Below are 24,584 nucleotides of genomic sequence, written 5' to 3' on the forward strand. Positions count from 1 at the left end.
TCGTGCAGATCCGGTGGCTTCCTACCCCTTCGAAGTCGCCGGACCTGCGCAAAAGTTTCAGAAACGGGTGGGGGTTACATCCGCCCGAACTTCGCCCGCACCAGCGCAAAAATGCCGTAGCAGATAAGACCCACGGCAATGAGGACCAGCAGCGCATCGCCGAAGGGATGGTCCGTCAGCGCTTTCAGGCTTCCATCGAGTCCGGTGGACCGGCTGGGGTCATGGGTGATCACGGCGGCGCCGAACAGGATGCCCACCAGGATGAGGGCAATCCCTTTCGCAACGTGCCCGATGACGCCCAGCACCTCGATGAGGGCCCCGCGGTGCGTGTCTTCGAAGTGCCGGAGCTCAGGCCGGAACTTGCGCGCGAGCCCCTTGAAGACAAAGTAGACACCAATGCCGAAGACGGTGCCGCCTACGGCAAGGATCACGAAGACTCCGAAGGGCGAGCCCATCATCGCGGCGGTGAAATCGCGAGTGGATTCGCTCGAATCGACTTCGCCGCCGAAGGCGAACCGGGCGAAGGTGAAGGCCATGCTGCCGTAGATAATGCTCAGTGATCCGGAAGATATTGTCTTGGAGACCCGTTCCCCGGTGGGCAGGTGGCGGGCGCGCAGGGTCGCTTCGCTCAATTGCCAGGCGGCGAGTCCGAGGCACCCGATCGCGCAGGCCCACATGACCCACGGGCCGGACGTTCCACCAGCCAACTGTTCCAGCGCACCGGTCGGCTCAGCCTCGCCGCTTCCCCCGGACGCGATCTGCAAGGCAATGATGCCGATGAGGATATGGACGACGGCGAGAACCGCGAACCCGAAACGCGCGACGGCGTCGAGCACTGCATGGTCCGACACCTCTTCTGCGGTGTCAGCGGCCTCCCGCGCCCGGGAGTTTTTATCCGTTGACATGCCACGCTCCTGTATTTCCCTGGTATTTCAGGGTACAACCGCGGGTGACGTTCGATGGGCGGACGTCCACGGGCCAGGGTTCAGCGCCGCCAGAACAGGTGATGGGTTACGCCGCTGGCGCTGGGAACGACGTCGACATGGAAGCGGTCCAGCAGGTCATCGGGCGATTCCCACAAGCGCGACCCGCCGCCGAGTTCAACCGGCGAGACAGCTACATGCAACGTATCTACGAGATCAGCGTCGAGAAACTCCCGGATGGTGGTCGCGCCGCCGCCCAGCCTGACGTCCTTGCCGTTGGCTGCCTTGCGCGCTTCGGCCAGCACCGTTGCCGGATCAGCGCCGGTGAAATGGAACGTGGTGTCGGAAAGGGCGAAGGATGGCCGCTCATGGTGGGTCATCACGAACACTGGAGTATGAAAGGGCGGTTCGTTACCCCACCAGCCCTGCCAGTCCTCGTTCTGCCACGGGCCACGGTGCGGCCAGGCTCTGGTTCTCACCGGCTCCGAAGCCGTCGCTGGACACACCGAAGTTCTGGACCCTCAACAGCTGGTTCACCTGACACTCCTCATCGTGGCAACCGGCCACTCCCCGGTTTCGAAAAAATCCTCCAGCAGCCCGAGCGCAGGCTCCGGATCCAGTCCGCGCGTCGCCAACCAGGCGTCGTCGTTATAAGAACACGCATAACGCTCACCCGAGTCGCAGAGAAGGGAAACGATACTCCCCTGCTGACCCGCTGCCTTCAGTTCGGCGACGAGCTTCCACACTCCCCACAGGTTGGTCCCGGTGGACGGACCGGCCGAGATACCCGTCCAGGCGCGCAGGTGCCGCGAAGCGGCTACCGAGGCGGCATCGGGGACCTGGATCATCGCGTCAATCACGGAGGGAATGAAGCTCGGCTCCGGCCTTGGACGGCCGATCCCCTCGATCCTCGACGGCTTCCCGACAGCGGCGACCCCTTCCGCCCAGGTGGGATAGAAAGCCGAGTTTTCCGGGTCCACCACGGCAAGCCGCGTGGGGTAGCGGTTGTAGCGGAGGTACCTGCCGATGGTGGCGCTGGTTCCACCGGTTCCTGCGCCGACCACTACCCACTCGGGGACAGGGAACCTCTCGTGTTCCATCTGCCGGAAAATCGATTCGGCGATGTTGTTGTTGCCGCGCCAGTCCGTGGCACGTTCCGCGTAGGTGAACTGGTCCATGTAATGGCCGCCGGTCTCCGCCGCAATGCGCTCGGCTGCCGCATACACTTCCGAGGCCCCGTCAACAAAGGAGCACGTTCCTCCATACTGCTCGATCAGCGCAATCTTCTCGGGACTGGTGGAACGGGTCATCACCGCAACAAACGGCAGCCCGAGCAGCTGCGCAAAGTACGCCTCGGAAACTGCAGTGGATCCACTGGACGCCTCAACAATGGTGGCGCCCTCCCGGATCCAGCCGTTCACGAGTCCGAAAAGGAAGAGCGACCGGGCAAGGCGGTGCTTCAGGCTTCCCGTCCGGTGCGTCGACTCGTCCTTGAGGTAGACGTCAATCCCCCAGCTCTCCGGCAGAGGCAGTGCAAGCAGGTGGGTGTCAGCGGACCGGTTGCCCTCGGCCTCGATGCGCCGGATGGCCTCATCCGACCAGGCGCGGTCAGCAGCAGCGGAAATCGTCATATCTGCACCTTACGGATTCACACCGACAAAGGAACAACGGACGACGACGGCGCCACGATGGGTGCCGCCGTCGTCGTCTCTGCCGCTAGAGGTGGCGGCCGGCGAAGATCTTCAGCGCGTCGCGCACCAACTCCGCGCCCTTCCGGCCGCCGTAGTTCGCGCCGAAGCGGTCATCGGCGACGTACATGTCACCGAGTCCGGTGACGTACTCCTTCGAGGGCCCGTTGCCCGAGGACCCGCTGCCCGACGACGGCGGGCCGGGCACGCCGGCAAGCCACTCATAGTGCCGCCGCGCCAACTCCTGCGCCTCAGCGCTGTCAGCCGCGACACCCTGCTCCGCAGCGGATGTCCAGTCAGCGCCGAGCTGCGCCGACCGGGCCTTCCAACCGGCTCGCTCAGCATCACTCATGCCGGTCCACCAGCGGTCCCCCGAGGCATAGGCCTCCTTGCCCCACCGCTGCTCCACCTCGTCCTTGTACTGCGTGTGGTCGAAGCCGTTGAACATGTTCTCAGCCATCAGTTGTCCACCTCCTTCCAGTTGTTTAATGGTCAGCGAGACCGACGCGATCTGCCGCGCCAGCCGCTCCTGTTCCTGCCTCAGTAGCTCCAGGTGCTTGTGCAGCGCATGGGCAGGCTCCGCTTCCCTGTCCAGTACCTCCGCGATCGCAGGAAGCCCCAGCCCGAGGTCGCGCAGCAGGAGGATCCGCTGCAGCCGGACCAGGGCGCCGTCGTCGTAATAGCGGTAGCCGTTGCTGCCCACCCTGGACGGCGGCAGCAGGCCCAGCCGGTCGTAATGCCGCAGGGTGCGGCTGGTGGTCCCGACCAGCCGCGCGACGTCCTGAATCGACCTGTCCATATGCTCCTCCGTGCGCCTTTCCCTCACCGTATAGGTTGACGATGCGTCAAGGTCAATGGCCGGGTGTAGGGTTCGGGAATGAGCATCGGAGAGGAACAGTTCATTGCCCGCGCCATCGATCTTGCAATCCGGAATGTGCACGACGGCGGCGGTCCCTTTGGAGCTGTCATCGTCACCGGTGATGGGCGTCCGTTTGACGGAACCAACCGCGTGACCGCGAATAATGACCCCACTGCCCATGCCGAAGTGATGGCCATCCGCAACGCCTGTTCATCGCTCGGAACCTTTGATTTGAGCGGGTGCGTGCTCTACACGAGCTGCGAACCGTGCCCCCTGTGCCTGTCCGCCGCGCTCTGGGCCCGCGTTGACGGAATTGTGTACGCGGCAGACCGGCACGATGCTGCAAGGGCCGGCTTCGACGACGCCCGCTTCCACGATTTCTTCACTCAACCTGTGGAGGAACGGTCCATGCAGGTCCGGCAGCTTGTCCTTCCGGACTCCTCCGGCGCCAACCCCTTCCGCGCCTGGGCCGAGCTGGCCAACCGCATCGAGTACTGACCCCGCTTCACCTGCTGCGGACGTGCGGACCTACCGCTGCCGCAGCACCGCGCTGACGTCCCTCCAGAAATTACACAGTATGCTTAGCATTTAGTTGCCCGCAGCACATCGAATACTTCCGGGGAAGGGGAAACCTATGGCCGGCTCCCGCTTGCACAGCACCAGATCAAGCCCCTGGACGGACGGTCTCGGCCGGACCGCCTCCCGGTCAGCGCAGATTCTGCTGATTCTGACCCTTGCGGTGGTGGCCATCTACGGGCTGCTCCAAATCCGGCTGCTCGTGATTCCGGTCATCATTGCGCTGATCCTCGCAGCCGCCATCGGGCCGTTCGTCAATCTGCTGCGCCGGCGCGGAGTGCCCGGCGCACTCGCCACGGCCATCGCCTTCCTTGCCCTGCTGATCGCCATCTCCGGCGTCATCACCATCATCGTTTTCTCGGTCCGCAGCCAGGCCGATGAGCTGATTGCCGCGGCCACCGAAGGCCTGGACGAACTGCAGGCCTTCCTGACCAGCGGACCCTTCCCTATTTCGCCGGAACAGCTCGACCAGGCGCGCACCGCGATCATCGATTTCGCCACCAGCGCCCAGTTCCGCTCAGGCGCCATCTCCGGTGTTTCCGTGGTGGCTGAATTCCTCACCGGCGCCACCCTGATGGCCGTGATCCTCTTCTTTTTCCTGAAGGACGGCAAGAAGATCTGGGAGTTTTTCCTCCGACCCTTCAAGGGCGAGCGCGAGCAGAAATTGCGCCGTTCAGGCGCCCGCACCCTGGAGGTACTCGGCAGCTACGTCCGCGGAACGGCAATCGTCGCGCTCGTTGACGCGGTGGCCATCGGCATCGCGCTGCTCATCCTCGGCGTACCGCTGGCCCTGCCGCTGGCCATGATCGTGTTCATCGGTGCGTTCATCCCGCTGGTGGGGGCTACCCTCGCCGGCGTGCTGGCTGCCCTCGTTGCGCTGGTGGCCAACGGGCCGATTGTCGCGCTCATCGTGGTCGGCGTCGTCGTCGCGGTCAACCAGTTGGAAGGCGATCTCCTGCAGCCCATCGTGATGGGGAAGTCACTGCGACTCCATGCACTGGTGATTCTGCTCGCGCTGACAGCAGGAACCATCCTCGCCGGCATCATCGGTGCCGTGCTGTCCGTTCCGATCGCAGCCGTCACCTGGGCCGTCCTGCAGGTGTGGACCGATGAGGATCCAAGAATGGAACCGCTGAACCCGGACCTGCCTCCCGCAGGCTCCGAACCAATCTGAGGAGGGGGAGAGAATGACCACAGAAACAGCTCCATCGAAACTTCGCCAGGGCATCTCCGGCAAGCTGCTCTACCTGTTCATCCTCGGCGACGTGCTCGGTGCCGGCATCTATGCACTGGTGGGTGTCATCGCTGCCGAGGTCGGCGGAGCGATCTGGGTGCCGCTGATCGTTGCACTCGCGCTGGCCCTCCTCACCGCCGGGTCCTACGCGGAGCTGGTCACCAAGTACCCCAAGGCGGGCGGAGCTGCAGTCTTCGCGCAGCGGGCGTACAAAACCCCCTTCATCTCCTTCGTCGTGGGATTCTGCATGCTCGCCGCAGGCGTGACCAGCGCGGCCGGGCTCACCCTCGCATTCACGGGTGATTACCTCTCCGCCTTCATCGCCGTTCCACCCGGATGGGCGGCAGTGGTGTTCCTCGCGCTGCTGGCACTGTTGAACGCGCGCGGTATCAAGGAATCCGTGCGCTCCAACGTGGTCATGACCGTCATCGAAGTGTCCGGGTTGGTGCTCGTGATCGTCCTGGTTGCCGTATTCCTCGGCCAGGGCGGCGGCAACCCCGAGCAGATTTCCCAATTCCCGACCAACGCCAACCCTGCCGTTGCCGTCCTGGGAGCGTCCCTCATCGCCTACTACTCGTTCGTGGGCTTCGAGGTCTCCGCTAATGTCGCCGAGGAAGTGCAGAACCCGGCACGCGTCTACCCGAAAGCCCTGTTCGGCGCCCTCGCGACGGCGGGCGCCGTCTACCTGCTAATCGGGCTGGTATCCGCTGCCGCGCTACCCGCCGACGACCTGGCCGGCTCCACCGCACCCCTGCTCGACGTGGTCACCGCCACCGGCTTCGGGATCCCGCCGTGGCTGTTCAGCCTGATCGCCCTCGTCGCCGTTGCAAACGGTGCGCTGCTGACCATGATCATGGCGAGCCGGTTGACTTTCGGCATGGCCGAGGAAGGTCTCCTTCCTCCGGTGCTCGGCAAGGTTCTGCCCAACCGGCGCACGCCGTGGGTAGCAATTATTGCGACGACGGCGGTTGCCATGGTCCTGACCCTCACCGGCGACCTCGCCTCGCTGGCCGAGACGGTGGTGCTGCTGCTCCTGTTCGTCTTCATCAGCACGAACATCGCGGTACTGGTACTCCGCCGGGACCGGGTCGAGCACAAACACTTCCGCATTCCGACGGTGATTCCCTACCTCGGCGTTGCCTCGTGCGTCCTTCTTCTCACCCAGCAGTCAGCGGAGATCTGGCTGCGGGCGGCGATTCTGGTGGGTGTCGGCGTCGTGCTGTATTTCATCAGTGCGGTGGTGACCAAACGCAGCAACCGTAAGCTCCAGGCGGAAGCTGGATAGTCATGACCTTCACCGCGGCCCTGATCGCTTCGCTGGTCATCGCACTCGTACTGGCGGCACTGCACCTCGCCGCCCCGCGCATCCGGAAGCTGCCGTTGGTTCCGGAGAGCGTGACCGGTTCCTTCGCGGGAGGACTCGCCGTTGCGTACGTCTTCCTTCACCTGCTCCCGGAAATCGCGGAGGGTAACGAGGCGATCGGCGAGCTGCTCGAGGACACCATCGAGGTCACGCCGCTGTTTGACCTGGGGATCTTCGTCGTTGCGCTTACCGGCTTCACCGTGTTCTACGGGCTGGACCGGCTGGCAACCTCGCGGCGGACCAGCAAACGGCCGGATTCCGCCGGCGTCTACTGGCTGCACCTCGGAGCGTTCGCGTTCTACAACGCGCTGATCACGTACACGATGGCGCTGCGCGTTGAAACGGGGTACCTCTTCGCAATCCTGTTCGCCATCGCCATGGGCCTGCACTTTGTGCTCACGGACCGGCACCTCGAGGAGAACTATCCGCACCGCTTTGCTGCCAGCGGCCGGGTGGTTCTGGCGGGCGCGCTCCTTCTCGGCTGGCTGCTGTCAGCCCTGTTTGCGCCGACCAGCACGGTTGTCGTCGCCATTCTGACCGCCCTGCTGGGAGGCTCTGTGCTCTTGAACGTCTTCAAAGAGGAACTGCCGTCAAACCGCGGCTCGAGTTTTCCCTGGTTCCTTGCGGGTATGGTGATCTACTCAGTGCTGCTTGCCCTCATTACAGCGGCCGCCGAATGAGCAGAAAATTCGAAGCCACCGCGCGGGAGCACTTTGGCTGGGACTCGCTCCTTCCCGGACAGCGCAAGGCGCTGGAGGCAGCCGACGGCGGCCGGAACCTCCTCTGCGTCCTTCCCACCGGTTACGGAAAGTCCGCCATCTATCAGGTGGCTGCAATGGCAGCGCCGGGTGTCGCCGTCGTTGTTTCGCCGTTGATCGCCCTCCAGCGTGACCAGGCGGAGGCCATCAATGAGACACTCGGCGAAATCCGCGCCTATGTCCTGAACTCCACCGCGACGGACAGCGAGATCGATGAGGCATGGGCAGCCGCAGAAGATCCGGACGAGGAGCGCCGCGCCAAGTTCCTGTTCCTGGCGCCGGAGCAGTTGGCGCGCGAGGAAACAGCGGCCCGGCTGACGGCGCTGGACGTGTCCTTCCTGGTGATCGACGAGGCGCACTGCGTCTCCGCGTGGGGGCATGATTTCCGGCCCGACTATCTCCAGCTCGGCTCGCTGGTGGAGCGTCTTAAACGGCCGGTCATCGCGCTGACGGCCACCGCCTCTCCCCCGATGCGGCAGGAGATTCAGGAGCGGCTGAAGTTGACGGACGCCGTCGTGATCGCTGAGGGCTTCGACCGGCCAAACCTCCACCTCAGCGTGCAGCAGCACGAGTCCGACCGCGACAAGCAGCGCGCAGTATTGGAGCAGGCGGCCTCCCTTGAGGGGCAGGGCCTGCTCTATGCCGCCACCCGGAAGCAGACGGAGCAGTACGCACAGGAGTTGCGGGGTGCGGGAGTGCGCGCTGACGCCTACCACTCCGGGCGGAAGAAGTCCGAGCGGACCGCGCTGCATGAAGCCTTCCACGCCGGTGAGCTGGACGTCATGGTGGCAACAACGGCATTCGGGATGGGCATCGACAAGCCGGACGTGCGGTTCGTGGTGCACGCGGACATTCCCGATTCCCTCGACAGCTACTACCAGGAGGCGGGGCGTGCCGGGCGGGACGGTGAGCCGGCCGCCGTCGTGCTTCACTACCGCCCTGAGGATCTTGGGATCCGCCGGTTCTTTGCTGCGAAGAATGTGCAGGAGGACGGCCTTCGTCAGCTGTTCGCCGCTTTGCGCGCAGCGGAAAGGGCACTCGATGCCGCCGGAATCCGGGAAGCGACCGGGCTGACCCAGCGCAAGCTCTCCGGGCTCCTGAACCAGCTGGTTGAGGTGGGAGCGCTTCGTGAGCGTTCCGGGAAGTACCGCGCGGTGGCAACGGATGCCGGGCAGGTCATTGCCGATGTCGTCGAGCATCAGAAGCGGCGGCAGGAAGTGGACCGTTCACGTGTGGAAATGGCGCGGCAGTACGCGGAGTACCGCGGTTGCAGGCGGAAGTTCCTGCTCGGATACTTCGGCGAGGAGCACGAGGGCCTGTGCGGTGCGTGCGACAACTGCGATTCCGGACGGTCGGCGGAGCACACTGACGACGACGGCGAGAAGCACCTCTTCCCGCTGCAGAGCACCGTGCGGCATGGCGAGTGGGGCGAGGGCGTCGTGATGGGATACGAGAACGATGTGATCACGGTCCTGTTCGGGGAGCACGGTTACAAATCGCTGTCTGTGCCGCTGGTGGAGGAGAAGGACCTGCTGACTGCGGTGCGGTCCTGAAGGTACCGGTGTGCGTGTGAACAGCGCGTTCGGTCATACGATCTCGCGCAACGCTCAACAGCATGGTTACACTTCGACAGAGAACCGTAATGAGCGCGAAAGTGACCCATGGAAACCAACCACAAGATTTCCCCCGAAGACCCATTCCCAGAAGACTTGACCGTGCTGGATGATGTCGAGGTCGAGGTACTCAACAGCAGAATTCACCGCGAGCTCGAGGCTGAGTATGCAGAAGGCCTCCCGGAGCCGGAAACCGAGGCGCGTCTTGAGGAGGTCAACCTGGAGTTGAACCGGCGCGAGCAGGAGAACTAACCCCTTCATCGGGAACACGTCCGGACTGGACAGGCTGCTGGCCTGCCTGGTCCGGACATGTTCTTTTAACCGGGGTGACTTAATCGAAAATATGTTCTACTTTTAAACCCGGCACTGAAGAAGGTGAAGGGTAATGACGGCGCAGCATGTAGACGAGGTTCAGCCCGGGTCGCGGTCGCTCAATGAGGAGGCAGACGTCCGCTTCACGTCCCGCGGGGAGCCGCTCGCGCTTCGTTGGAGGGCGGGCATCTGGCAGGTTCTGGGTGACCCGATGCACTGGACAAGCTCCCGAAACTGGTGGGAGCCGGGCCCTTCGGGAATCATGGGCCAGGGCAGCATCATGACACAGCAGTACTGGCGGTTCCGGGCACAAACGGGGCCGGCGTCACCCATCCTTGTCTTCGACGTCTGCCGGGATCCGCGCTGGGAGGGCTGGAGACTGGTCCGGGTGACTAACCTCGGGTCCGGTTGAGTTCTCGCGGCTTTCTGGCGTGCGGCTCATCGGCAAGAAAATGCTCATAAGCAGTGATGGCGCCGTCGAACGCCTCGGTGCCGCTGATTGCGGACTCGGCAAACGGAGCAATGTCCGCCATGTTCTCCCGCGGATTTCTCCGCCAGGTTCCTACGGCGCGGCCGTCCTGCAGAAGTGCCGGCTTGAACACACCGTTCTTGGCCAGCCGGATGCGGGAGGCGTACTCGGGCGGAAGTGATGGTGCGCGGTCCTGGTAGCCAAGGATGTACTCGTCATACCCAGCCAGCAGGAGCCCGCCTCCGGCCATCGGGTCCGGCTCGGTTACGCCCGGCAGCGCCCAGTAGCTCGCGCCATCGTAGACGTACTCCACCAGCTCGCTGCGCGCCTGAGCCAGGCCAACTTTCGCGTCAGCGAGAGTGAGCTTTGACCACCAGGTGAAGTCCTGCAGACGTGCCGGGCCGTGCCCGGTGAAGTACCGGAGGGCGAACCACCGCAGAGCCTCTTCCCGATCCGGCCGCGGGCTGTCATCAGGAGCCCAATCATCAAGCAGCACCAGCGCCTGCTGGGACCGGTCCGCTGGTCCCCAGCAGACCAGTTGCGTCTGTGCCAGATACCAGATGATGTGGTAACCCCGTTGCCCGCTGGTGGAGAGCCCTGACCTGTCGAGGGTATCCAGAAACTCGTCCCGACTAAGCGCCATACCGCCCGCGAGCGCCTCACTGGCTACATCCCGGGCCCGGTGGAGTGTGCGCTGGTCAAGGTCGAGTTCCGCCAGACGCCGCGACGCAGACTTGATCATCCGCTCCGCCGTCAGCCCGAGCATCCAGCGGAGGTCAGCCGGCCGCACAAAGTGGAGCGTGCCCCGTACCGGCGCTGACCGCACCACCTCTGCACTATCGAGGGCAGCGAGGACTCGTTGACGAGTGGAACCATTGACTCGCGAGCCAACCGCCCAGAGCGCCTGGCCGAAGTCCTGCGCCTGGACTGCGAGCATCCTGTCGACCACGCCGGCCGGGCCGGGCAATCCTGATGATGGTCGGCCGTCGCTCACGGGGAAGTGGTGCGCGAGCCGAAGCTGCAGCAACTGGTCCCGGGTTATCGGAGTTCCCATGGCTTCAGTATGCGTTGATCGGCACCTGCACAGGAGGACCTACGGCATGATGGGCAGATGCCCTCCTCCGAGCACTTCACCCTGCGCGTTGACGATGCTGACTTCTCCTGCACCTACGAACAGCCGGACACTCCGACGGCAACCGTGATCATCGCCCACGGTGCCGGTGCGGGCATGGACCACCCTTTCCTCCTCGGCTTCAGCAATGCTATGAACGACGCCGGCTTTGCCACCTTGCGCTTCAATTTTCCCTACATGGAGCAGGGTCGGCGATTCCCGGACCGCCCTCCGAAGGCGATCGCTGCCTGGCGGGAAGTGATGGCGCATGCGCAGGAGCGCACGCGGGAGGGACCGGTGTGGGCGTGTGGGAAGTCCTTCGGCGGCCGAATGGCGTCCATGGCAGCAGCGGAGGGGATGGACGCCGCCGGACTGATCTTTCTCGGTTACCCGTTGCACCCGCCGGGAAAGCCGGAGAAGGTCCGCGACGAACACCTGGTCCACATTCACATGCCGATACTCTTCCTGCAGGGAAGCAACGACGCGTTCGCGCGGAAGGAGCTCTTGAATCCGGTGGTCGCGAAGCTCGGCGACCGGGCAACGCTGCAGTACGTGCCCGACGCCGATCACTCCTTCGCGGTCAAGGGCACCAAGCGCAGCCCTTTGGAGATTGGTGCATCGCTGGCTCCCGCGGCGGCGTCATTTATTGCGCGGAGTGGCTGAGCCCGTATCCCCACTGGGTACGGTGAACCTATGCCGAGCCCCTCTCCCGCAAACCTGACAGTAATCCCAGCCGTGGATGGAGCCGACGTTCGCAGACCTGCGGTCCTCGTGCTTCCGGGAGGCGGCTACGGCAAGACATCTGACCATGAGGGGGAGCCCGTTGCCGAATGGCTCGCAGGGCTCGGCATCCACGCATTCGTCCTTCGATACCGGGTTGCACCTCATCAACATCCTGCGCCGCTGATCGACGCCAAGGAAGCGATGCTCTGGATTCGGGGAGGGGATCACGGTATCGCCGTGGACGGCGGGCGGGTAGGAGTGCTGGGGTTCTCAGCCGGTGGACACCTTGCCGCCACGCTCTCGACAGCTACGTCCGCGAAGACTCCAGCGCTTGACGTCCCCTCCGCCGTCCCCGACCTGTCGATCCTCTGCTACCCGGTGGTGTCTTTTACCGATGCTGTGCATCAGGGAAGCATCGACAACCTGCTGGGCCGCTCGCCGTCGTCGGATCTGCTGCGAAAAATGTCACCGGAGTTGAACGTTACCGACGCAACGCCTCCGGCGTTCCTCTGGCATACGGCCGACGACGCCGCGGTGCCCGTGGAGAATACCTTCGCCTATGCACGTGCGCTGATCGAGCACTGCGTGCCGGCCGAGGTCCACGTCTTCCCTCACGGCTCACACGGGCTGGGATTGGCCGGCGGTGAATCGGGCCCTGATCAGTGGACGGCGCTGTGCGGAAACTGGCTGTCGCGGCAGGGCTGGACCAGCCGCTAGAGCCGCAAACCTTGGGAAAAGGTCGGAGGAGTGTGTCCTCCGGCGTCACAGGACTTTCTTATATTACGAATTAATGAAATCCTAAAGTCATCAGGCGCGCTGATGCGCCTCTGCGCCGGAGGAGGAAATCGTGGCCGGTAACTTCGAAATTTTCAGGGACGCCGACAAGCTGTACCGCTTTCGCCTCATGGATGAGCGAGGCGGCATTCTCGTAACCTCAGCCGGGTACGGACACAAAGGTGACGTGGTAACAGCCATAACCGCCGTCCGTGAGCATGCCGCCATGGGACATATCCAGGATTGCTCCGACCCTTCCGCACGGACGCTGCGGGTGCGGCATGCGCGGCGCCGCGCTACGGCTTAGTTGCGCTACCGCCTGGGAGCGGACTCGGCTTCCCCGGCTTCAACGGGTTCCGGCGCAGCCCACTCCGCGGTGCGCAGTTGCTGCTGCGTGGACTCCAGAACCTCGCCCAACAGCATCTTCGCTGTTGCCAGCAGATCGGCAACTCGCGGATACGCCAGGCTGTAGAAGACCTGGCTGCCGCGCCGCTCGGACACGACGAGGTGGTGCGTCCGCAGCACGGATAGGTGCTGGGAAAGGCGGGACGCTTCGACACCCATATCGGAAATGAGGTCCGTCACCGAGACGTCCGGCGAGGCAGAAAGAATCTCCAGAACCCGCACCCGCACGGGATGCGCCATGCCTTTGAACAGGTTGGCTTTCACCTCATAGAGAGGCCGGTGCGCTCCGGGAAATGCCTCCACGAAACCATCATCCTTAGCGTGCTTGGACCGGGGCGATCACAGGATGACAGCCGGTACAGAGAAAGTGCCCCTCGGCGATAGCCCGGGCAGTTGAGGACTTCATCATACCGTCATGTGCTACCGGCGGGTAGCATTTCTCCGGACCGGGCGGGCCGAGGGGTGGTGTCAGTCGAATTCTTCCCCTACGGGGCCGCGTGGATAGTCATCCTCGCCGGATACCGACTGTGCCTGTTCGACGACGTCGGCCTCGTTCGCTTCGCGGGCCCCCGCTTCATGCGGCTGCTCAGCGACGTCATCAGTGGAATCGTCACCGACGGCTTGCTGTTGCTCAAGCCGGTCGGCATCATTGGCCGTGAACGGTTCATCGCCTTCGGTGGACATGGCGGGCTCCTCCGTCTGAAGGGAAACGTGCACCTACGATAATAAGCACGCTTGCTATTTTTGTGAAGAGGTGCCGATGGGTTTGCGGAGACGCTGCCACCGGCCGGACAAACCATTCAAGGAGTACCAGGCGTGGAAGGTAGTGAGGGTGCAGTCCTTCGACGCTGGATGCCCGACGACGCCGGCGCCCTCCACGACGCCGTGTCCGGCAGCGAGGACCTGCTCATTCAGTTTGGTCAGCAGGACCTGGCGACCCACGACGCGTGCAGGCAATACATCGAAAACCAGTTGGCAACCGAAAGCGCGTCAGCGCGGCATTTCGCTGTGGCGGTCGACGGCGTTGCGGTCGGCGATATTGGCATTTCTTCGATGGAGTTCAATCACGGCACGGCCTGGGTCTCCTACTGGTTGAGCGCGGAGTTCCGCGGCCGCGGACTGATCACCCGAGGTCTGGTGGCGGCGTCGGAATGGGCCTTTTCAGAAAGCCTCTTCCGGCTGGAGTTGGGGCACCGGGTCAATAATCCCGCCTCGTGCCGGGTGGCAACGCGCGCCGGATTCCAGGCGGAGGGCGTTGAGCGCGCAAAACTGCGTTACGGCGTCGACCGCTATGACGTGGAGACCCACGCCCGCCTGGCAACCGACCCCGCGCCGAAAGACATCGCGCCGCTTCCCCGCTGAACGGAATGTAAGGATTGGGCCAGGGGTTCGCGCTATAGGAAAGGGCTGACCATGAAGGTTGCTGTTGTCGGCGGCGGGTCGACCTACACGCCGGAACTGGTGGACGGCTTTGCCCGCCTCAGGGAGATGCTGCCCATTGAGGAGCTCTGGCTGGTTGATCCCGACGCGTCGAGGCTTGAACTGGTGTCAGGCCTTTCCCGCCGCATCTTCTCGAGAGCCGGACATCCCGGACAGATCCGGACCACTTCCAGCGTCGAAGCGGGGGTCAGCGATGCCGACGTCGTTCTCCTGCAGTTGCGCGTCGGCGGGCAGGCCGCACGCCATGGCGACGAGACCTTCCCCCACGAAGCCTGCTGCGTGGGGCAGGAAACCACCGGTCCCGGAGGGTTCGCCAAGGCGTTACGGACCGTACCGGTGGTGCTGCACATCGCTGAAATCATCCGGGAGAAGGCGAAACCGAACGCGTGGATCATTGATTTCACGAATCCGGTCGGGATCGTGACGCGGGCCCTCCTGCAGGCCGGCCACCGGGCGGTGGGGCTGTGCAACGTGGCCATCGGTTTCCAGCGCAGGTTTGCAGCGCTCCTCGGCGCTGACTACAGCAGTATTTCCCTGAATCACGTGGGCCTCAATCACCTCACCTGGGAACTGGGCGTCAACCTGAAGACGGACGGCGGCTCCGTGAACGTCCTCCCCCGAATCCTTGGAGAACATCTCGAGGAAGTGGCCCGGGAGGTGCAGTTGCCGCCCGCATTGCTGTCGCTGCAACAGGCTGTGCCGTCCTACTACCTGCGGTACTTCTACGCCCACGACGAGGTGCTCCGGGGTCAGCTGAGCCAGCCATCCCGGGCGCAGGCTGTCATGGAGGTGGAGGATGCGCTGCTCAAAAAGTACGCGGACCCGGCGCTGGACATCAAACCGGAGGAACTGTCCCTGAGGGGCGGCGCCTTCTATTCCGAAGCAGCGGTTGACCTCATGTCGTCACTGATCTCCGGGCGGGGCGATGTCCAGGTTGTCAATGTCCGCAATGACGGCACGCTGCCGTTCCTGCCTGACGATCACGTGATCGAGGTCCCCGCGGTCATTCGGCCCGGCGGGCTGACTGTGCCTCCGATCGGTACGATCCCGGAGGAGATAGCCGGGTTGATCAGCCACGTGGCGTCCTACGAACGGCTGGCCCTCGACGCTGCGCTGCACGGTGGGCGTGAGCGCGTGCTTCGGGCGATGCTCGCCCATCCGCTGGTTGGCCAGTTCGATAAGGCGGAGAAGCTCACCGATGCGCTGCTTGCCGCCAACCGTGACCACCTGGCGTGGGCCCGTTGAACCAGCCCGGCTGCCCTGTTGTCATCGCGGTTGACGGCGGCGGTTCCAAGACAGACCTCGCAGTTCTTTCACTCGAGGGCGAGGTGGTCTTTCACGCGCGTGGCGGTGGCGCGAATCCCCAGACGGTGGGTCTCGACGCATCTGTCGCGGTGGTCCGGGCGCTTGCTGCCGAGGCGCTCGAAGTTATTGGGGACCGGCCGCTGCTGCAGACAAGCGTCTACCTTGCCGGTATGGACCTTCCGGTCGAGATCGAGGAATTCTCCTCGGCCTGGGCAGGAGGAGCCGATGGGAGACGCGCGGTCGTCGACAATGACCTGTTTGCTCTCCTCAGGGCCGGGACCGACTCCCCCGACGCGGTGGCGGTTGTCTGTGGGACCGGAATCAACGCAGTGGGAGTAAGTACTGACGGCCGGACGGCGCGGTTTCCCGCGCTTGGTGCGCTGTCCGGAGACTGGGGCGGCGGAGGGGACCTCGGCGCAGCTGCACTCTGGCACGCGGCGAGGTCAGAAGACGGCAGAGGGCCACGGACGTCCCTGGACGAGCTGGTTCCGGCTGCCTACAACCTGGGCTCCGTGCGCGAAGTTATCGAGGCCATCCACCTCGGGCGCATCCCCGCACGTTCGGTTGCTGACCTCACACCCGTTTTGTTCACAGCCTCAACGGCCGGCGATCCCGTCGCCGCATCAGTGGTTGACCGCCAAGCCGATGAGATCGTTGTCCTGGTGGTCACTGCGCTTCGGCGTCTCGATCTGCTCAACGCACCGGTGCCCGTTGTTCTGGGCGGAGGGGTGCTCGCTGCAAATGACAGCCGGCTCCTCACCAGAATCGGGTCAGGTCTGGAGGAACAGGCACCCAACGCCCACCTGCAACTGGTGACCGCGCCCCCGATCGTGGGGGCGGGCCTCCTGGCCCTGGAAGCAGCCGAGGCGGAGGCGGAGGCCTTAGCTCGCGCGCGGGTCGCTCTGGAGGGCCGCTCCGTTCCGCTCCAGCGGATCGCCCGCGCTACACCGTGACCTGATCACTTCCGTACCGCATGCCGATCTGCCCGCGAACAGCGTCGAGAAGCTCCATCGTGGCAATCGAGTCAGCCCACGGCATGGTGGGGCTTTCGGTCAGCCCGTCCTGGATGCACCGGGTGACTTCGCGAAGCTGGTACACATAGTTGCTTCCCACCTGGCCGAAGGATTCGACGCGGGAGCGTCCGTCCGCCGTCGTGATGGTGAGGCTCGAAGGGTTGCACTGTGGGGTGGAGGCCGTCAGCCATCCGGCGTTTCCGCTCACTGTAGCGGTGCCGGGGCAGGCGGCAACAATCGATGTGAGCAGTTGGGCGACTGCCCCGTTCGCGTAGGAAAGCGTCAGGGCGTTCCGCATGTCCACGCCGTCGTCAGTGAGGGTTGCCTGGGCCGCGACGCCGGTAGGAACCCCCAGCGCTCCGAGCGCCCACGTCAGCGGGTAGACCGCAAGATCCAACAGCGCGCCGCCGCCGGCAGCCGGATCCCAGAGGCGGGAGTTCCGGTCGTAAGCTGACACGAAACCCAGGTCCGCCTGGACCCACTGCACCTCTCCCAGCTCCCCGGAGGCAATGATGTCCCACGCCCGGTTGATGCTCGGCAGGAAGCGCGTCCAGACTGCTTCCATCAGGAAGACGCCGTTGGCCGCAGGCGCGGTGCCGACCATCATGCTCGTCAAAGGTGGTACTCGAAAACGATACGGGAGGGCACGTTGCTCACGATGTTATTCGACGCGAGATAATGGCCGAATGAACTGCGTAGCCACCCGATACGAGAAGTGGTTCGCGCTCACGGTGTTGTTACTCCCGTTGAGGTGCACCATGCCGAAGTAGTCGTCCTTTCCGTTGTCGATAGAGCTTTCGGTGTCTGTGCGCAAGAACTGATTGCTTGAGATCAGGTTCTCCTCGCTTCCAGGTTCAAAAATCACCATCCCCGGCCAGGAACTGACGAACTTATTCGCAGTGACGGAGCAGCGTTTGCTGTTGACTAAGCGCACGGAGCCATACCAAAGGATCGAGTTGCCCGAGATGGGGAGTCCCTCCGCGTTCTCAGCGAAGACCGCGGAACCCGCCCACGCACTAATCAGGAAGTTGTTCGTAACGCGCATTACCTGCCAAGCGCCAAGGAGTTCGATGCAACTACCGCATTCGGCTATGAAGTTGTTGGTTATGTATGGGGCGTCCGCGCCGCGGAGGATGATGGCGTGCGTGAGGTAGACGAACCCCAATCCTTCGATCCGGAATGCGTCATTGTCGGTTTGAGCGCGGATGCCGGTCTTCCCGTTTCCCGGAATGTACGGCTTAGAGCTTTCGACTCCGTCGATGCAAAAGTCCCGAAACTCAACTGAGTTGAGGCGCCCGACAGTTGCGGGACTGCCGGAACGAGCGATAAGGAAGGCTTCGCCGTGCCCGTCCGTGTTCATTACACGAATGTGGCTGCCGCCTGGCAGTGTTTCCACCCACTGGGATGAGTCGCTCTCATCGCGGATCGCTTCTGATAGGAACCCGTGCCCGGAGCCTTTTATTTGCAGGTAGCTGATGTCGATCAACACGCGGGTTCTGAGATCGAAGTGCCCGGGTGGACTGTATATCACCGCGCCCGGACGGGTGGTCTGGCTTGTCTGAGTGGCCTTAATGTCGGCGACGATTCGTTCATCACCTTCCCGATATCGGTATACGGGGACACGCTGGCGCCGGTCCAAGTGGTCACGTCATAAACAGTTTGGGCCATGTCTGTCTTATCTCGTGTGTGCGGGTGGGGTTCGGTTCGTCAGTGCCGAAGTTGCCGGGCGTTCCTGATTACAGGACGCCGACAATGCTCGCGCCAGTGTCAGCAGTGGGGTTCGCCGCAGGCTGAGCACGGGCTTCCATCTCCACAGAACGGGCGAGTGCCTGCGGTGGCTGCACCAAGGTGCATGCGAGAAGGCCCGCAGCTCCTCCAAGTGCCTCGAGCACTGATAGTCGAGTTGCCGCTTTTTCCGAGGGCCCTGTGTTTCTGTCTCACTACTCGTGGACAGTAGATCAGTCGCCGAGAAAAACGATTGCGTAACTTCGAGCATCTAAGTGTGAGCTGCACCATGTTGTCAAGGGTTGGGGTCATAGTGGCTTCGTAGGACGCAAGGACTAGAGAACCGCGGACACTTCAGGAGCGAACGCGCTACCAGAGATGTGGGTAGATTGAAGCAGAGTAGGCGGATTTCTGGGGGGTTTCGGCTTCCTCGGATGCGCGAGGGCCTGACGTATACGAGAAGGTCAGTCGTCGAAGCCAGACTGGCAGGTGGGACCACTTTTCCGTTTGAGGTCTTCTCAAAGTTTTCCCCTTTTGCTCTTGCATGTGTTGAAGTTCACACCCTACTATCGAATCGTTCGCGCAAACGATTTTCTGAGGAGCCTCTATGACCACAATGGCGATGGTTGCCAGTCTGGCGGGTGTGTCTATTTCGACGGTTTCCCACGTCTTGAACGGGACTCGCCACGTTGAACCGGAGACGCGCGAGAAGGTGTTGAAGGCTATCGAGGCGACTTCCTATCGCCAAGACGCCGTGGCGAGAGCTATGCGCCGGTCGCAGACGGACAGCGTGGGCCTGATTGTCTCGGATGCGGGCGAGCCGGCCTTCGCGGAGATGGTGCATGGGGTTGAGCATGCAGTCGCCAGACTCGGACTCACACTACTGTTGGCCAATTCCGCTGAGGATCCCGACCGGGAAGCGCAGGCCGTAGAAGCTCTCCTGGAACGGCGCGTTGACGGCCTGATTCTGGCGCGGGCTGCAGGGTCGCGCCAGGATGTTGTTGACGGCATCCAAGGCGAGGGTACGCCACTGGTCCTTATGGACCGTCTCTGCGGGATGCGGGTCGACCAGGTAGGAGTCGAGAACCGACTCCCCACTATCGAGCTGGTGAAGCATCTTGTCGATCAAGGGCACCAACGGTTCGTCTTCGTCGCGGGCGATTGCAGGGTTCCCACCCTGCGTGAGAGACGCGATGCCTTTGTCGAAGCGATGGCCCAGCTGAATCTTGACGCGTCCGCGCAGACAATCATCGCTGATGTGCCGGCCTTCGACGTCATTGACGGTCAGTTGGAGCAGGCACTGGATGCCGGTCCTAGACCGACGGCCTTGATCGCCTGCAGCACTGTGCTGGCGGCACGGGCGCTCAAAATAGTGCAGAACCGGAATCTGCAGCTACCCACCGACATCGCCTTCGCAACTTTTGACGGCTTCGCTTACTCGGACCTCTTCACACCGCAACTGACTACCGTCAGGCAACCAGCTTTCGAAGTTGGTGTAGCAGCGGCCGAATTGCTGGCCCACCGGCTAGCAGACAAGGCGCGAGGCTCCTCCCCCGTACGCCTGGCCCCCACAACCACACGGCTATCTCCCACGATTGAGTACCGAAGTTCGAGCGGCACCACCGTCCGTATGACGCCCTCGAACTTCTAAACCACAGATGCAAAGGAGCACCACCATGTCCCCCATCACTTCGCGCCTCGGCCTGAGCCTGGCTGCTGTACTTTCACTCAGCCTCCTCACCGCATGTGGAGGTTCAAACGATCAGGAAGTCCCCGCAGCCGAGGGACCATATGAGGCACCGGCATCGGACATCACAGCCGAAATCACCATCTCCAATTGGGGGGATCCCGGCGATGAGGCTATTTACGACGATGTATCTGAGCGGTTCAACGAGCAGTACCCCAACGTCACGGTCAACAATGACTTCACCCCCATCACAACCTGGACCGAATATGTCAACAAACTAGTCTCTTCGGTCGCTGCTGGAAACGCGCCAGACGTCATCAACATCGCCACTGAGGGTGTGGATCTGGGCCTCCACAACGAGCTCTTCGCCCCGCTGGACGGCTACATCCAGAACGACCCTGAGGGGGAAAAGCTTATCGCCAGCTTCGACCCGGCACTGGTCGAGGGGTTCACCGAAGACGGCAGCACCTACCTCATGCCGAACACCTGGAACTCGATGCTGATCTACTACAACACCAAACTGTTCGAAGAAGCGGGCATCGAACGTCCCTCCGAGGACTGGACCTGGAACGAATTCCTCGAAATTTCCAGGAAGCTCACCACCGGTGAAGGCGAAGACAAGGTTTATGGTTTCGGCCTTCCGTACTTCAACTTCGGACTCACACCCTGGCTCTACTCGAACTCCGCCTCCCAGATGAGCGAAGACGGGGAAACCCCAACCCTGGACGACCCAGCCACCGTCGAATCCGCCACCTGGATCCGAGATCTGGTCACCGAAGAAGGTGTAGCACCGCAACCAAAGGGAGCAGACCCGTACCAGCTCTTTCCTGCGGGCAAAGTGGCTATGACCGGTGCCGGCCATTGGGTCGTCGGTCCTTTTGAAGACGCAGGGTTCTCCGACTACGACATCCTGCCCTGGCCACAGAACAGCGAGAAATCCACGGTGTTCGGCGGCGGCGGGTTTGCTGTCTCCGAGCAGTCCGACAACAAGGACCTCGCCTGGGAGTACATCAAAATGCTGACCGACATCAAGACGCAGCAGGAATGGGCAGCCGCCGGCGCCGCCATTCCAGCTAACAAGGACGCGGCCCAGTCCGAAAGCTTCCTGGCCTACCCCGAACATGCCGAGCTCTACTACGACTCCATCACCTACGCCGAGCCGGTGGCCGCGCCCCGGGTTTACAACACCCTGGAACCGGCGTTCATGAGGGCAATGGACGAGATCCTCGCCGGCGGAGACCCCCAAAAGGAACTCTCCGAAGCCAACGATGAAGTACAGGAAGCGCTTGATCGTGAGTAGCACTGAGATTCGCTCTAACCCGTCGGAGAGGCCGGCCGCAAGGCTTTGGGGTCGGCTCTCCGGCGGGCGCCGCCGGGAAGCCCTCACCGGTTACGCCTTTATCGGCCCCTCCGTCGTCGGTTTCCTCCTCTTCATCCTCGGCCCTCTCGTCGCGGCGTTGGCGTTGAGCTTCACAAAATACAACATTCTCAGGCCGCCGGAGTTCGTTGGAATCGACAACTATGTCCGAATGTTCACGGATTCGCGCTTGCTACAAAGCTACGGAAACACCTTTATCTATGTCGGTGCCGCCGTAGTCCTCATCAATACGATCGCGCTGGCGGCGGCGGTTCTGATCAACCAGAACATGCCGCAGTGGCTCAACACGATCTTCCGGTCGGCGTACTTCTTCCCGTACCTTGTCGCGTTGGTCTACGTGTCCATTATCTGGCAGGCGCTTTTCCAGAAGGATACCGGCGTTATCAACTACTACCTGACCAGCAGCGGCCTTCCAGAGATCGATTGGCTCAACAGCCCGGAGGTTTCAAAACTCTCCGTCATCATCGTCGATACCTGGCGCAATATCGGATTCGCAATGCTGATCTATGTCGCGGCCCTCCAGGAAGTTCCAAAGGAAATGATTGAGGCGGCAGAAGTTGACGGCGCCGGGCCCTGGCGTCGGTTCAAGAGCATCACCTTTCCGATGATCAGCCAAGCGACCTTCTTCAACGTCACCACGACCACCATAGGTGCCTTCCAGATCTTCGAATCCATCATTGTGCTGACCCGTGGAGGACCAGGCGACTCAAGCCGCAGCGTCGTCATGTACCTCACCGAAAAAGCCTTCAACGACTTCGACATGGGATACGCCTCAGCGATCGCCACCTCACTCTTCATGCTGATCCTGCTCGTCACGCTCATTCAGTTCCGCGTAAGAAAGTCCTGGGTGCACTATGAGTAACCAAACCGTTTCCACTCTCGGCGGACCACTCCCAGCACCACCCCACGACAAAGATCTAAACAGTGCGGGCACGGGCAAACTGGGAACTGCGGCCCGGCGGAACTACCGTCGCGGGCGCCGTCGCCCGTCGATCGGCAAAGCCATCTCGCTCGTCTTGCTCACGTTGGGCGCGATAGCCATGATCGCCCCATTTCTATGGATGTTCACAACGTCGCTGCGCTCCCCCGGCAACGCATACGACTTGCCTCCTCTCTGGTTCCCCAACGAATTCCAGTGGGAGAACTACCCGGATGCAGTCAACGGTCCGGTGCCGATCCTGCGCAACATGTTCAACAGCGCAGTGATCGCTATAGCAGTCAGCATTGGGATGATCATCACGGCGCCCATGGCAGGATTTGCCTTCGCCAGGCTGCGGTTCCCTGGCCGGAACATCATCTTCATCCTGCTGCTGGCCTCCCTTATGGTGCCCCCGCAGGTGACGATCATCCCGCTGTTCCTCATGATGAGCGAATGGGGTCTGATCAATAATCCCCTGAGCCTTATCCTGCCTGGCATCACCGGAGCGCTCGGCGTCTTCCTCATGCGCCAGTTCTTCCTCTCCCTCCCGGAAGAAATGCTCGAAGCTGCCCGGCTGGACGGAGCGAACGCGTGGACGGTCTACCGTCTGATCGCCCTGCCCTTGGCGAAAAACGGCATCAGCACACTGGGCATCATCACCTTCTTGGGGAGCTGGAACGCATACTTCGCCCCGTCGATTTTCCTCAACGACACATCGACCGCCACCCTCCCCCTGGCACTCGTGCTGCTGCTAGGACCCTACGGTGCCGGGAACCTCTCACTGGTCATGGCCGCCACCGTGATCGCAATCCTGCCAGCGCTCATCGTTTTCATCATTGCTCAGCGGTGGATCATCGCGAGCCTCACACAATCAGGAGTTAAAGGATGACCCCCATGCCCACGACGGGAACCGCCGGTCCTTCCCAGGGGCCGCTCGCCGACTTGGTCAGGATCAAGGACGCACGCTCGGCCCGCTCTTCAAGTTGGGACCAAACCGGGCGGAACCGGGACAACTGGATCGTCATGCCCGGCCAGGAACGGGTGCTCGCCGACATCGAAGGTCCCGGATGCATTACCCATATCTGGATGACCCAGTCATGCCGGCTCCAGCCCGGGCCGGGCCAAATCGATCCGGCGGCAGTCGGCGTCCCCATGCTCGAGATCCACAACGCACTCGGCGTGAGCTGGGAAGTCGTAGACCCCGATTACTATCGAAAGATCGTACTGAAGATCTACTGGGACGATCAGGAAACCCCAAGCGTTATCGCCCCTCTGGGGGACTTCTTCGGGCTGATGAACTCCCTCTCCGGATCTTACGATTCGCTGCCCTTGTCGGTGTCGGCGAAAGAAGCCGAACTGCACACTTTCGGCGGAAGCGCAGCTTTCAACAGCTACTTCGCTATGCCCTTCAACAAGCGCGCCCGCGTCGTCGTGGAAAACCAGAATGACGTTCCGTACCTGCAGTACTTCTACATCGACTACGAGCTGTACACCCAGCCCCTCTCCGAGGAAACTGCCTACTTCCATAGCCACTGGCGCCGGCAGCTCCCCAACAAAGGGTGGGGTCCTGACCTGCAGACCAACAGCATCGAGGTCACCATTCCCAACCTTGATGGCAAAGACAACTACGTCGTCCTGGAAACTGAGGGCGAGGGCCATTACGTAGGCTGCAACCTCGCCGTGCGCCACTTCCAAGGCTCATGGTGGGGCGAGGGCGACGACATGATCTTCATCGACGACGATACTTGGCCACCCAGCCTGCACGGCACCGGCATGGAGGACTATTTCGGACACGCCTGGGGCATGCAGCGCAACGCGTACGCCATGAACGGAACGATCGTCCACGAAGAAGATGTGCCAGGTTTCCACCACAGCTACCGTTTCCACCTCACCGACCCGATCCGATTCAAAAAACGCATCAAAGTGACCTTCGAACACGGCCACGCCAACCACCTCTCCGACGACTGGTCTTCGACCGCCTACTGGTACCAAAGCCTCCCGTCACCCGATCTGACCATCCCCGGGGTCGAGGAGCGGCTGCCGCTCCGGCCCGTCGATCGGGTCATCGAGACACCGCTGCCGGACCTCAGCGAGGACCAGCAGAAGGCACGGAGGGACACCGCCGAGAGGATGGAGAAGTTCACCGCTGCCCGGGATGCCCTCCGCGAGGCACGGTCGGAAGAAGTGGACATTTGGGAGGCAGGAAACCGCGATCATGCCCAACGGATTCGCGCCTCCATCAACAGCAAGAACAGCTGACCGTTACCTTCTGCCAGCACAAGACAACCCATGAACCTCTCGAAAGGCAC

General features: G+C 62.7%; 28 protein-coding genes. 18 read left to right on the top strand and 10 right to left on the bottom strand.

Going from position 1 to position 24,584, the window contains the following annotated elements; all coding sequences use genetic code 11:
• Window positions 1-74: 74 nt before the first annotated feature.
• The 5 genes from ABFX19_RS04605 to ABFX19_RS04625 all read right to left on the bottom strand — a co-directional run bounded on the left by ABFX19_RS04605 (window position 75) and on the right by ABFX19_RS04625 (window position 3,410).
• On the bottom strand, window positions 75-905 hold the full coding sequence (locus tag ABFX19_RS04605; protein WP_277357473.1) for a DUF1206 domain-containing protein: 831 nt from the start codon (window positions 903-905) through the stop codon (window positions 75-77).
• Window positions 906-985: 80 nt separating this feature from the next.
• On the bottom strand, window positions 986-1,312 hold the full coding sequence (locus tag ABFX19_RS04610; RefSeq protein ID WP_428831010.1) for a dihydrofolate reductase family protein: 327 nt from the start codon (window positions 1,310-1,312) through the stop codon (window positions 986-988).
• Between the two features lie 22 nt (window positions 1,313-1,334).
• Complete coding sequence (locus tag ABFX19_RS04615) at window positions 1,335-1,460, bottom strand: hypothetical protein (RefSeq protein WP_346027664.1); 126 nt, start codon at window positions 1,458-1,460, stop codon at window positions 1,335-1,337.
• A complete protein-coding gene (locus ABFX19_RS04620; protein ID WP_277357476.1) occupies window positions 1,457-2,554 on the bottom strand; it encodes a PLP-dependent cysteine synthase family protein in 1,098 nt (365 codons plus the stop codon). The genes ABFX19_RS04615 and ABFX19_RS04620 overlap by 4 nt, the downstream gene beginning before the upstream one ends.
• 85 nt (window positions 2,555-2,639) lie before the next feature.
• The gene (locus ABFX19_RS04625; protein WP_346027665.1) at window positions 2,640-3,410 is read right to left on the bottom strand and encodes a MerR family transcriptional regulator; all 771 of its coding nucleotides are present in this window, start codon (window positions 3,408-3,410) and stop codon (window positions 2,640-2,642) included.
• Between the two features lie 78 nt (window positions 3,411-3,488).
• Here ABFX19_RS04625 and ABFX19_RS04630 point away from each other — a divergent pair, with 78 nt between their 5' ends.
• From ABFX19_RS04630 to ABFX19_RS04660, 7 genes are all read left to right on the top strand, one after another.
• Entirely contained in the window at window positions 3,489-3,968 is a 480-nt protein-coding gene (locus ABFX19_RS04630; protein ID WP_346027666.1) for a nucleoside deaminase, read from the top strand.
• 136 nt (window positions 3,969-4,104) lie between these two features.
• Window positions 4,105-5,220, top strand: a complete 1,116-nt coding sequence (locus ABFX19_RS04635) for an AI-2E family transporter (RefSeq protein WP_277357479.1) — start codon at window positions 4,105-4,107, stop codon at window positions 5,218-5,220.
• Between the two features lie 13 nt (window positions 5,221-5,233).
• Window positions 5,234-6,565: an APC family permease gene (locus ABFX19_RS04640; protein ID WP_277357480.1), complete on the top strand. Its 1,332-nt coding sequence runs from the start codon at window positions 5,234-5,236 to the stop codon at window positions 6,563-6,565.
• Between the two features lie 2 nt (window positions 6,566-6,567).
• Entirely contained in the window at window positions 6,568-7,323 is a 756-nt protein-coding gene (locus ABFX19_RS04645; RefSeq protein WP_277357481.1) for a ZIP family transporter, read from the top strand.
• A complete protein-coding gene (locus ABFX19_RS04650; protein WP_346027667.1) occupies window positions 7,320-8,954 on the top strand; it encodes a RecQ family ATP-dependent DNA helicase in 1,635 nt (544 codons plus the stop codon). The genes ABFX19_RS04645 and ABFX19_RS04650 overlap by 4 nt, the downstream gene beginning before the upstream one ends.
• A gap of 108 nt (window positions 8,955-9,062) precedes the next feature.
• Complete coding sequence (locus tag ABFX19_RS04655; protein WP_056545214.1) at window positions 9,063-9,266, top strand: hypothetical protein; 204 nt, start codon at window positions 9,063-9,065, stop codon at window positions 9,264-9,266.
• A gap of 133 nt (window positions 9,267-9,399) precedes the next feature.
• Window positions 9,400-9,738 (top strand): hypothetical protein, encoded by a 339-nt coding sequence (locus ABFX19_RS04660; RefSeq protein WP_056545215.1) that lies wholly within the window; start codon window positions 9,400-9,402, stop codon window positions 9,736-9,738.
• Here the strand turns inward: ABFX19_RS04660 and ABFX19_RS04665 are convergent.
• Complete coding sequence (locus ABFX19_RS04665) at window positions 9,719-10,849, bottom strand: winged helix DNA-binding domain-containing protein (RefSeq protein WP_346027668.1); 1,131 nt, start codon at window positions 10,847-10,849, stop codon at window positions 9,719-9,721. The two genes, ABFX19_RS04660 and ABFX19_RS04665, sit on opposite strands and share 20 nt — an antisense overlap.
• Before the next feature lie 57 nt (window positions 10,850-10,906).
• Here ABFX19_RS04665 and ABFX19_RS04670 point away from each other — a divergent pair, with 57 nt between their 5' ends.
• The 3 genes from ABFX19_RS04670 to ABFX19_RS04680 all read left to right on the top strand — a co-directional run bounded on the left by ABFX19_RS04670 (window position 10,907) and on the right by ABFX19_RS04680 (window position 12,710).
• Window positions 10,907-11,569, top strand: a complete 663-nt coding sequence (locus ABFX19_RS04670) for an alpha/beta hydrolase family protein (protein ID WP_346027669.1) — start codon at window positions 10,907-10,909, stop codon at window positions 11,567-11,569.
• A gap of 30 nt (window positions 11,570-11,599) precedes the next feature.
• On the top strand, window positions 11,600-12,346 hold the full coding sequence (locus ABFX19_RS04675; protein ID WP_346027670.1) for an alpha/beta hydrolase: 747 nt from the start codon (window positions 11,600-11,602) through the stop codon (window positions 12,344-12,346).
• Window positions 12,347-12,476: 130 nt separating this feature from the next.
• Window positions 12,477-12,710 (top strand): YegP family protein, encoded by a 234-nt coding sequence (locus tag ABFX19_RS04680; RefSeq protein ID WP_346027671.1) that lies wholly within the window; start codon window positions 12,477-12,479, stop codon window positions 12,708-12,710.
• A 5-nt stretch (window positions 12,711-12,715) separates the two neighbouring features.
• Here the strand turns inward: ABFX19_RS04680 and ABFX19_RS04685 are convergent, their stop codons facing one another.
• Both ABFX19_RS04685 and ABFX19_RS04690 read right to left on the bottom strand, forming a co-directional pair.
• Window positions 12,716-13,111, bottom strand: a complete 396-nt coding sequence (locus ABFX19_RS04685) for an ArsR/SmtB family transcription factor (protein ID WP_346027672.1) — start codon at window positions 13,109-13,111, stop codon at window positions 12,716-12,718.
• Window positions 13,112-13,276: 165 nt separating this feature from the next.
• The gene (locus ABFX19_RS04690) at window positions 13,277-13,492 is read right to left on the bottom strand and encodes a hypothetical protein (protein WP_346027673.1); all 216 of its coding nucleotides are present in this window, start codon (window positions 13,490-13,492) and stop codon (window positions 13,277-13,279) included.
• A gap of 132 nt (window positions 13,493-13,624) precedes the next feature.
• On the opposite strand from ABFX19_RS04690, the gene ABFX19_RS04695 reads away from it, so the two are divergent.
• From ABFX19_RS04695 to ABFX19_RS04705, 3 genes are read left to right on the top strand one after another with little or no spacing between them, the layout of a single operon-like run.
• The gene (locus tag ABFX19_RS04695; RefSeq protein ID WP_346027674.1) at window positions 13,625-14,170 is read left to right on the top strand and encodes a GNAT family N-acetyltransferase; all 546 of its coding nucleotides are present in this window, start codon (window positions 13,625-13,627) and stop codon (window positions 14,168-14,170) included.
• A 51-nt stretch (window positions 14,171-14,221) separates the two neighbouring features.
• Window positions 14,222-15,493 carry a 6-phospho-beta-glucosidase gene (locus ABFX19_RS04700; RefSeq protein WP_346027675.1) on the top strand — a complete coding sequence of 424 codons (1,272 nt, stop codon included), beginning with the start codon at window positions 14,222-14,224 and terminating at the stop codon, window positions 15,491-15,493.
• Window positions 15,490-16,506, top strand: coding sequence for an N-acetylglucosamine kinase (locus ABFX19_RS04705; RefSeq protein WP_346027676.1), 1,017 nt, complete (start codon window positions 15,490-15,492; stop codon window positions 16,504-16,506). The genes ABFX19_RS04700 and ABFX19_RS04705 overlap by 4 nt, the downstream gene beginning before the upstream one ends.
• Here ABFX19_RS04705 and ABFX19_RS04710 read toward each other — a convergent pair.
• The gene (locus tag ABFX19_RS04710) at window positions 16,496-17,173 is read right to left on the bottom strand and encodes a Gfo/Idh/MocA family protein (RefSeq protein ID WP_428831023.1); all 678 of its coding nucleotides are present in this window, start codon (window positions 17,171-17,173) and stop codon (window positions 16,496-16,498) included. The genes ABFX19_RS04705 and ABFX19_RS04710 overlap by 11 nt on opposite strands.
• A 54-nt stretch (window positions 17,174-17,227) precedes the next feature.
• Window positions 17,228-18,055 (bottom strand): NosD domain-containing protein, encoded by an 828-nt coding sequence (locus tag ABFX19_RS04715; protein ID WP_346027678.1) that lies wholly within the window; start codon window positions 18,053-18,055, stop codon window positions 17,228-17,230.
• A gap of 843 nt (window positions 18,056-18,898) precedes the next feature.
• Here ABFX19_RS04715 and ABFX19_RS04720 point away from each other — a divergent pair.
• From ABFX19_RS04720 to ABFX19_RS04740, 5 genes are read left to right on the top strand one after another with little or no spacing between them, the layout of a single operon-like run.
• The gene (locus tag ABFX19_RS04720) at window positions 18,899-19,942 is read left to right on the top strand and encodes a LacI family DNA-binding transcriptional regulator (protein ID WP_277357494.1); all 1,044 of its coding nucleotides are present in this window, start codon (window positions 18,899-18,901) and stop codon (window positions 19,940-19,942) included.
• 25 nt (window positions 19,943-19,967) lie between these two features.
• Window positions 19,968-21,278, top strand: a complete 1,311-nt coding sequence (locus tag ABFX19_RS04725; protein WP_277357495.1) for an ABC transporter substrate-binding protein — start codon at window positions 19,968-19,970, stop codon at window positions 21,276-21,278.
• Window positions 21,271-22,218, top strand: coding sequence for a carbohydrate ABC transporter permease (locus tag ABFX19_RS04730; RefSeq protein WP_277357496.1), 948 nt, complete (start codon window positions 21,271-21,273; stop codon window positions 22,216-22,218). Before ABFX19_RS04725 ends, ABFX19_RS04730 begins: the two co-directional genes overlap by 8 nt.
• Entirely contained in the window at window positions 22,211-23,164 is a 954-nt protein-coding gene (locus ABFX19_RS04735; protein WP_277357497.1) for a carbohydrate ABC transporter permease, read from the top strand. Before ABFX19_RS04730 ends, ABFX19_RS04735 begins: the two co-directional genes overlap by 8 nt.
• The gene (locus ABFX19_RS04740; RefSeq protein WP_277357498.1) at window positions 23,161-24,534 is read left to right on the top strand and encodes a glycoside hydrolase family 172 protein; all 1,374 of its coding nucleotides are present in this window, start codon (window positions 23,161-23,163) and stop codon (window positions 24,532-24,534) included. The genes ABFX19_RS04735 and ABFX19_RS04740 overlap by 4 nt, the downstream gene beginning before the upstream one ends.
• Window positions 24,535-24,584: the final 50 nt, after the last annotated feature.

It is taken from the genome of Arthrobacter parietis (assembly GCF_039530425.1).
GTDB lineage: Bacteria > Actinomycetota > Actinomycetes > Actinomycetales > Micrococcaceae > Arthrobacter_D > Arthrobacter_D parietis.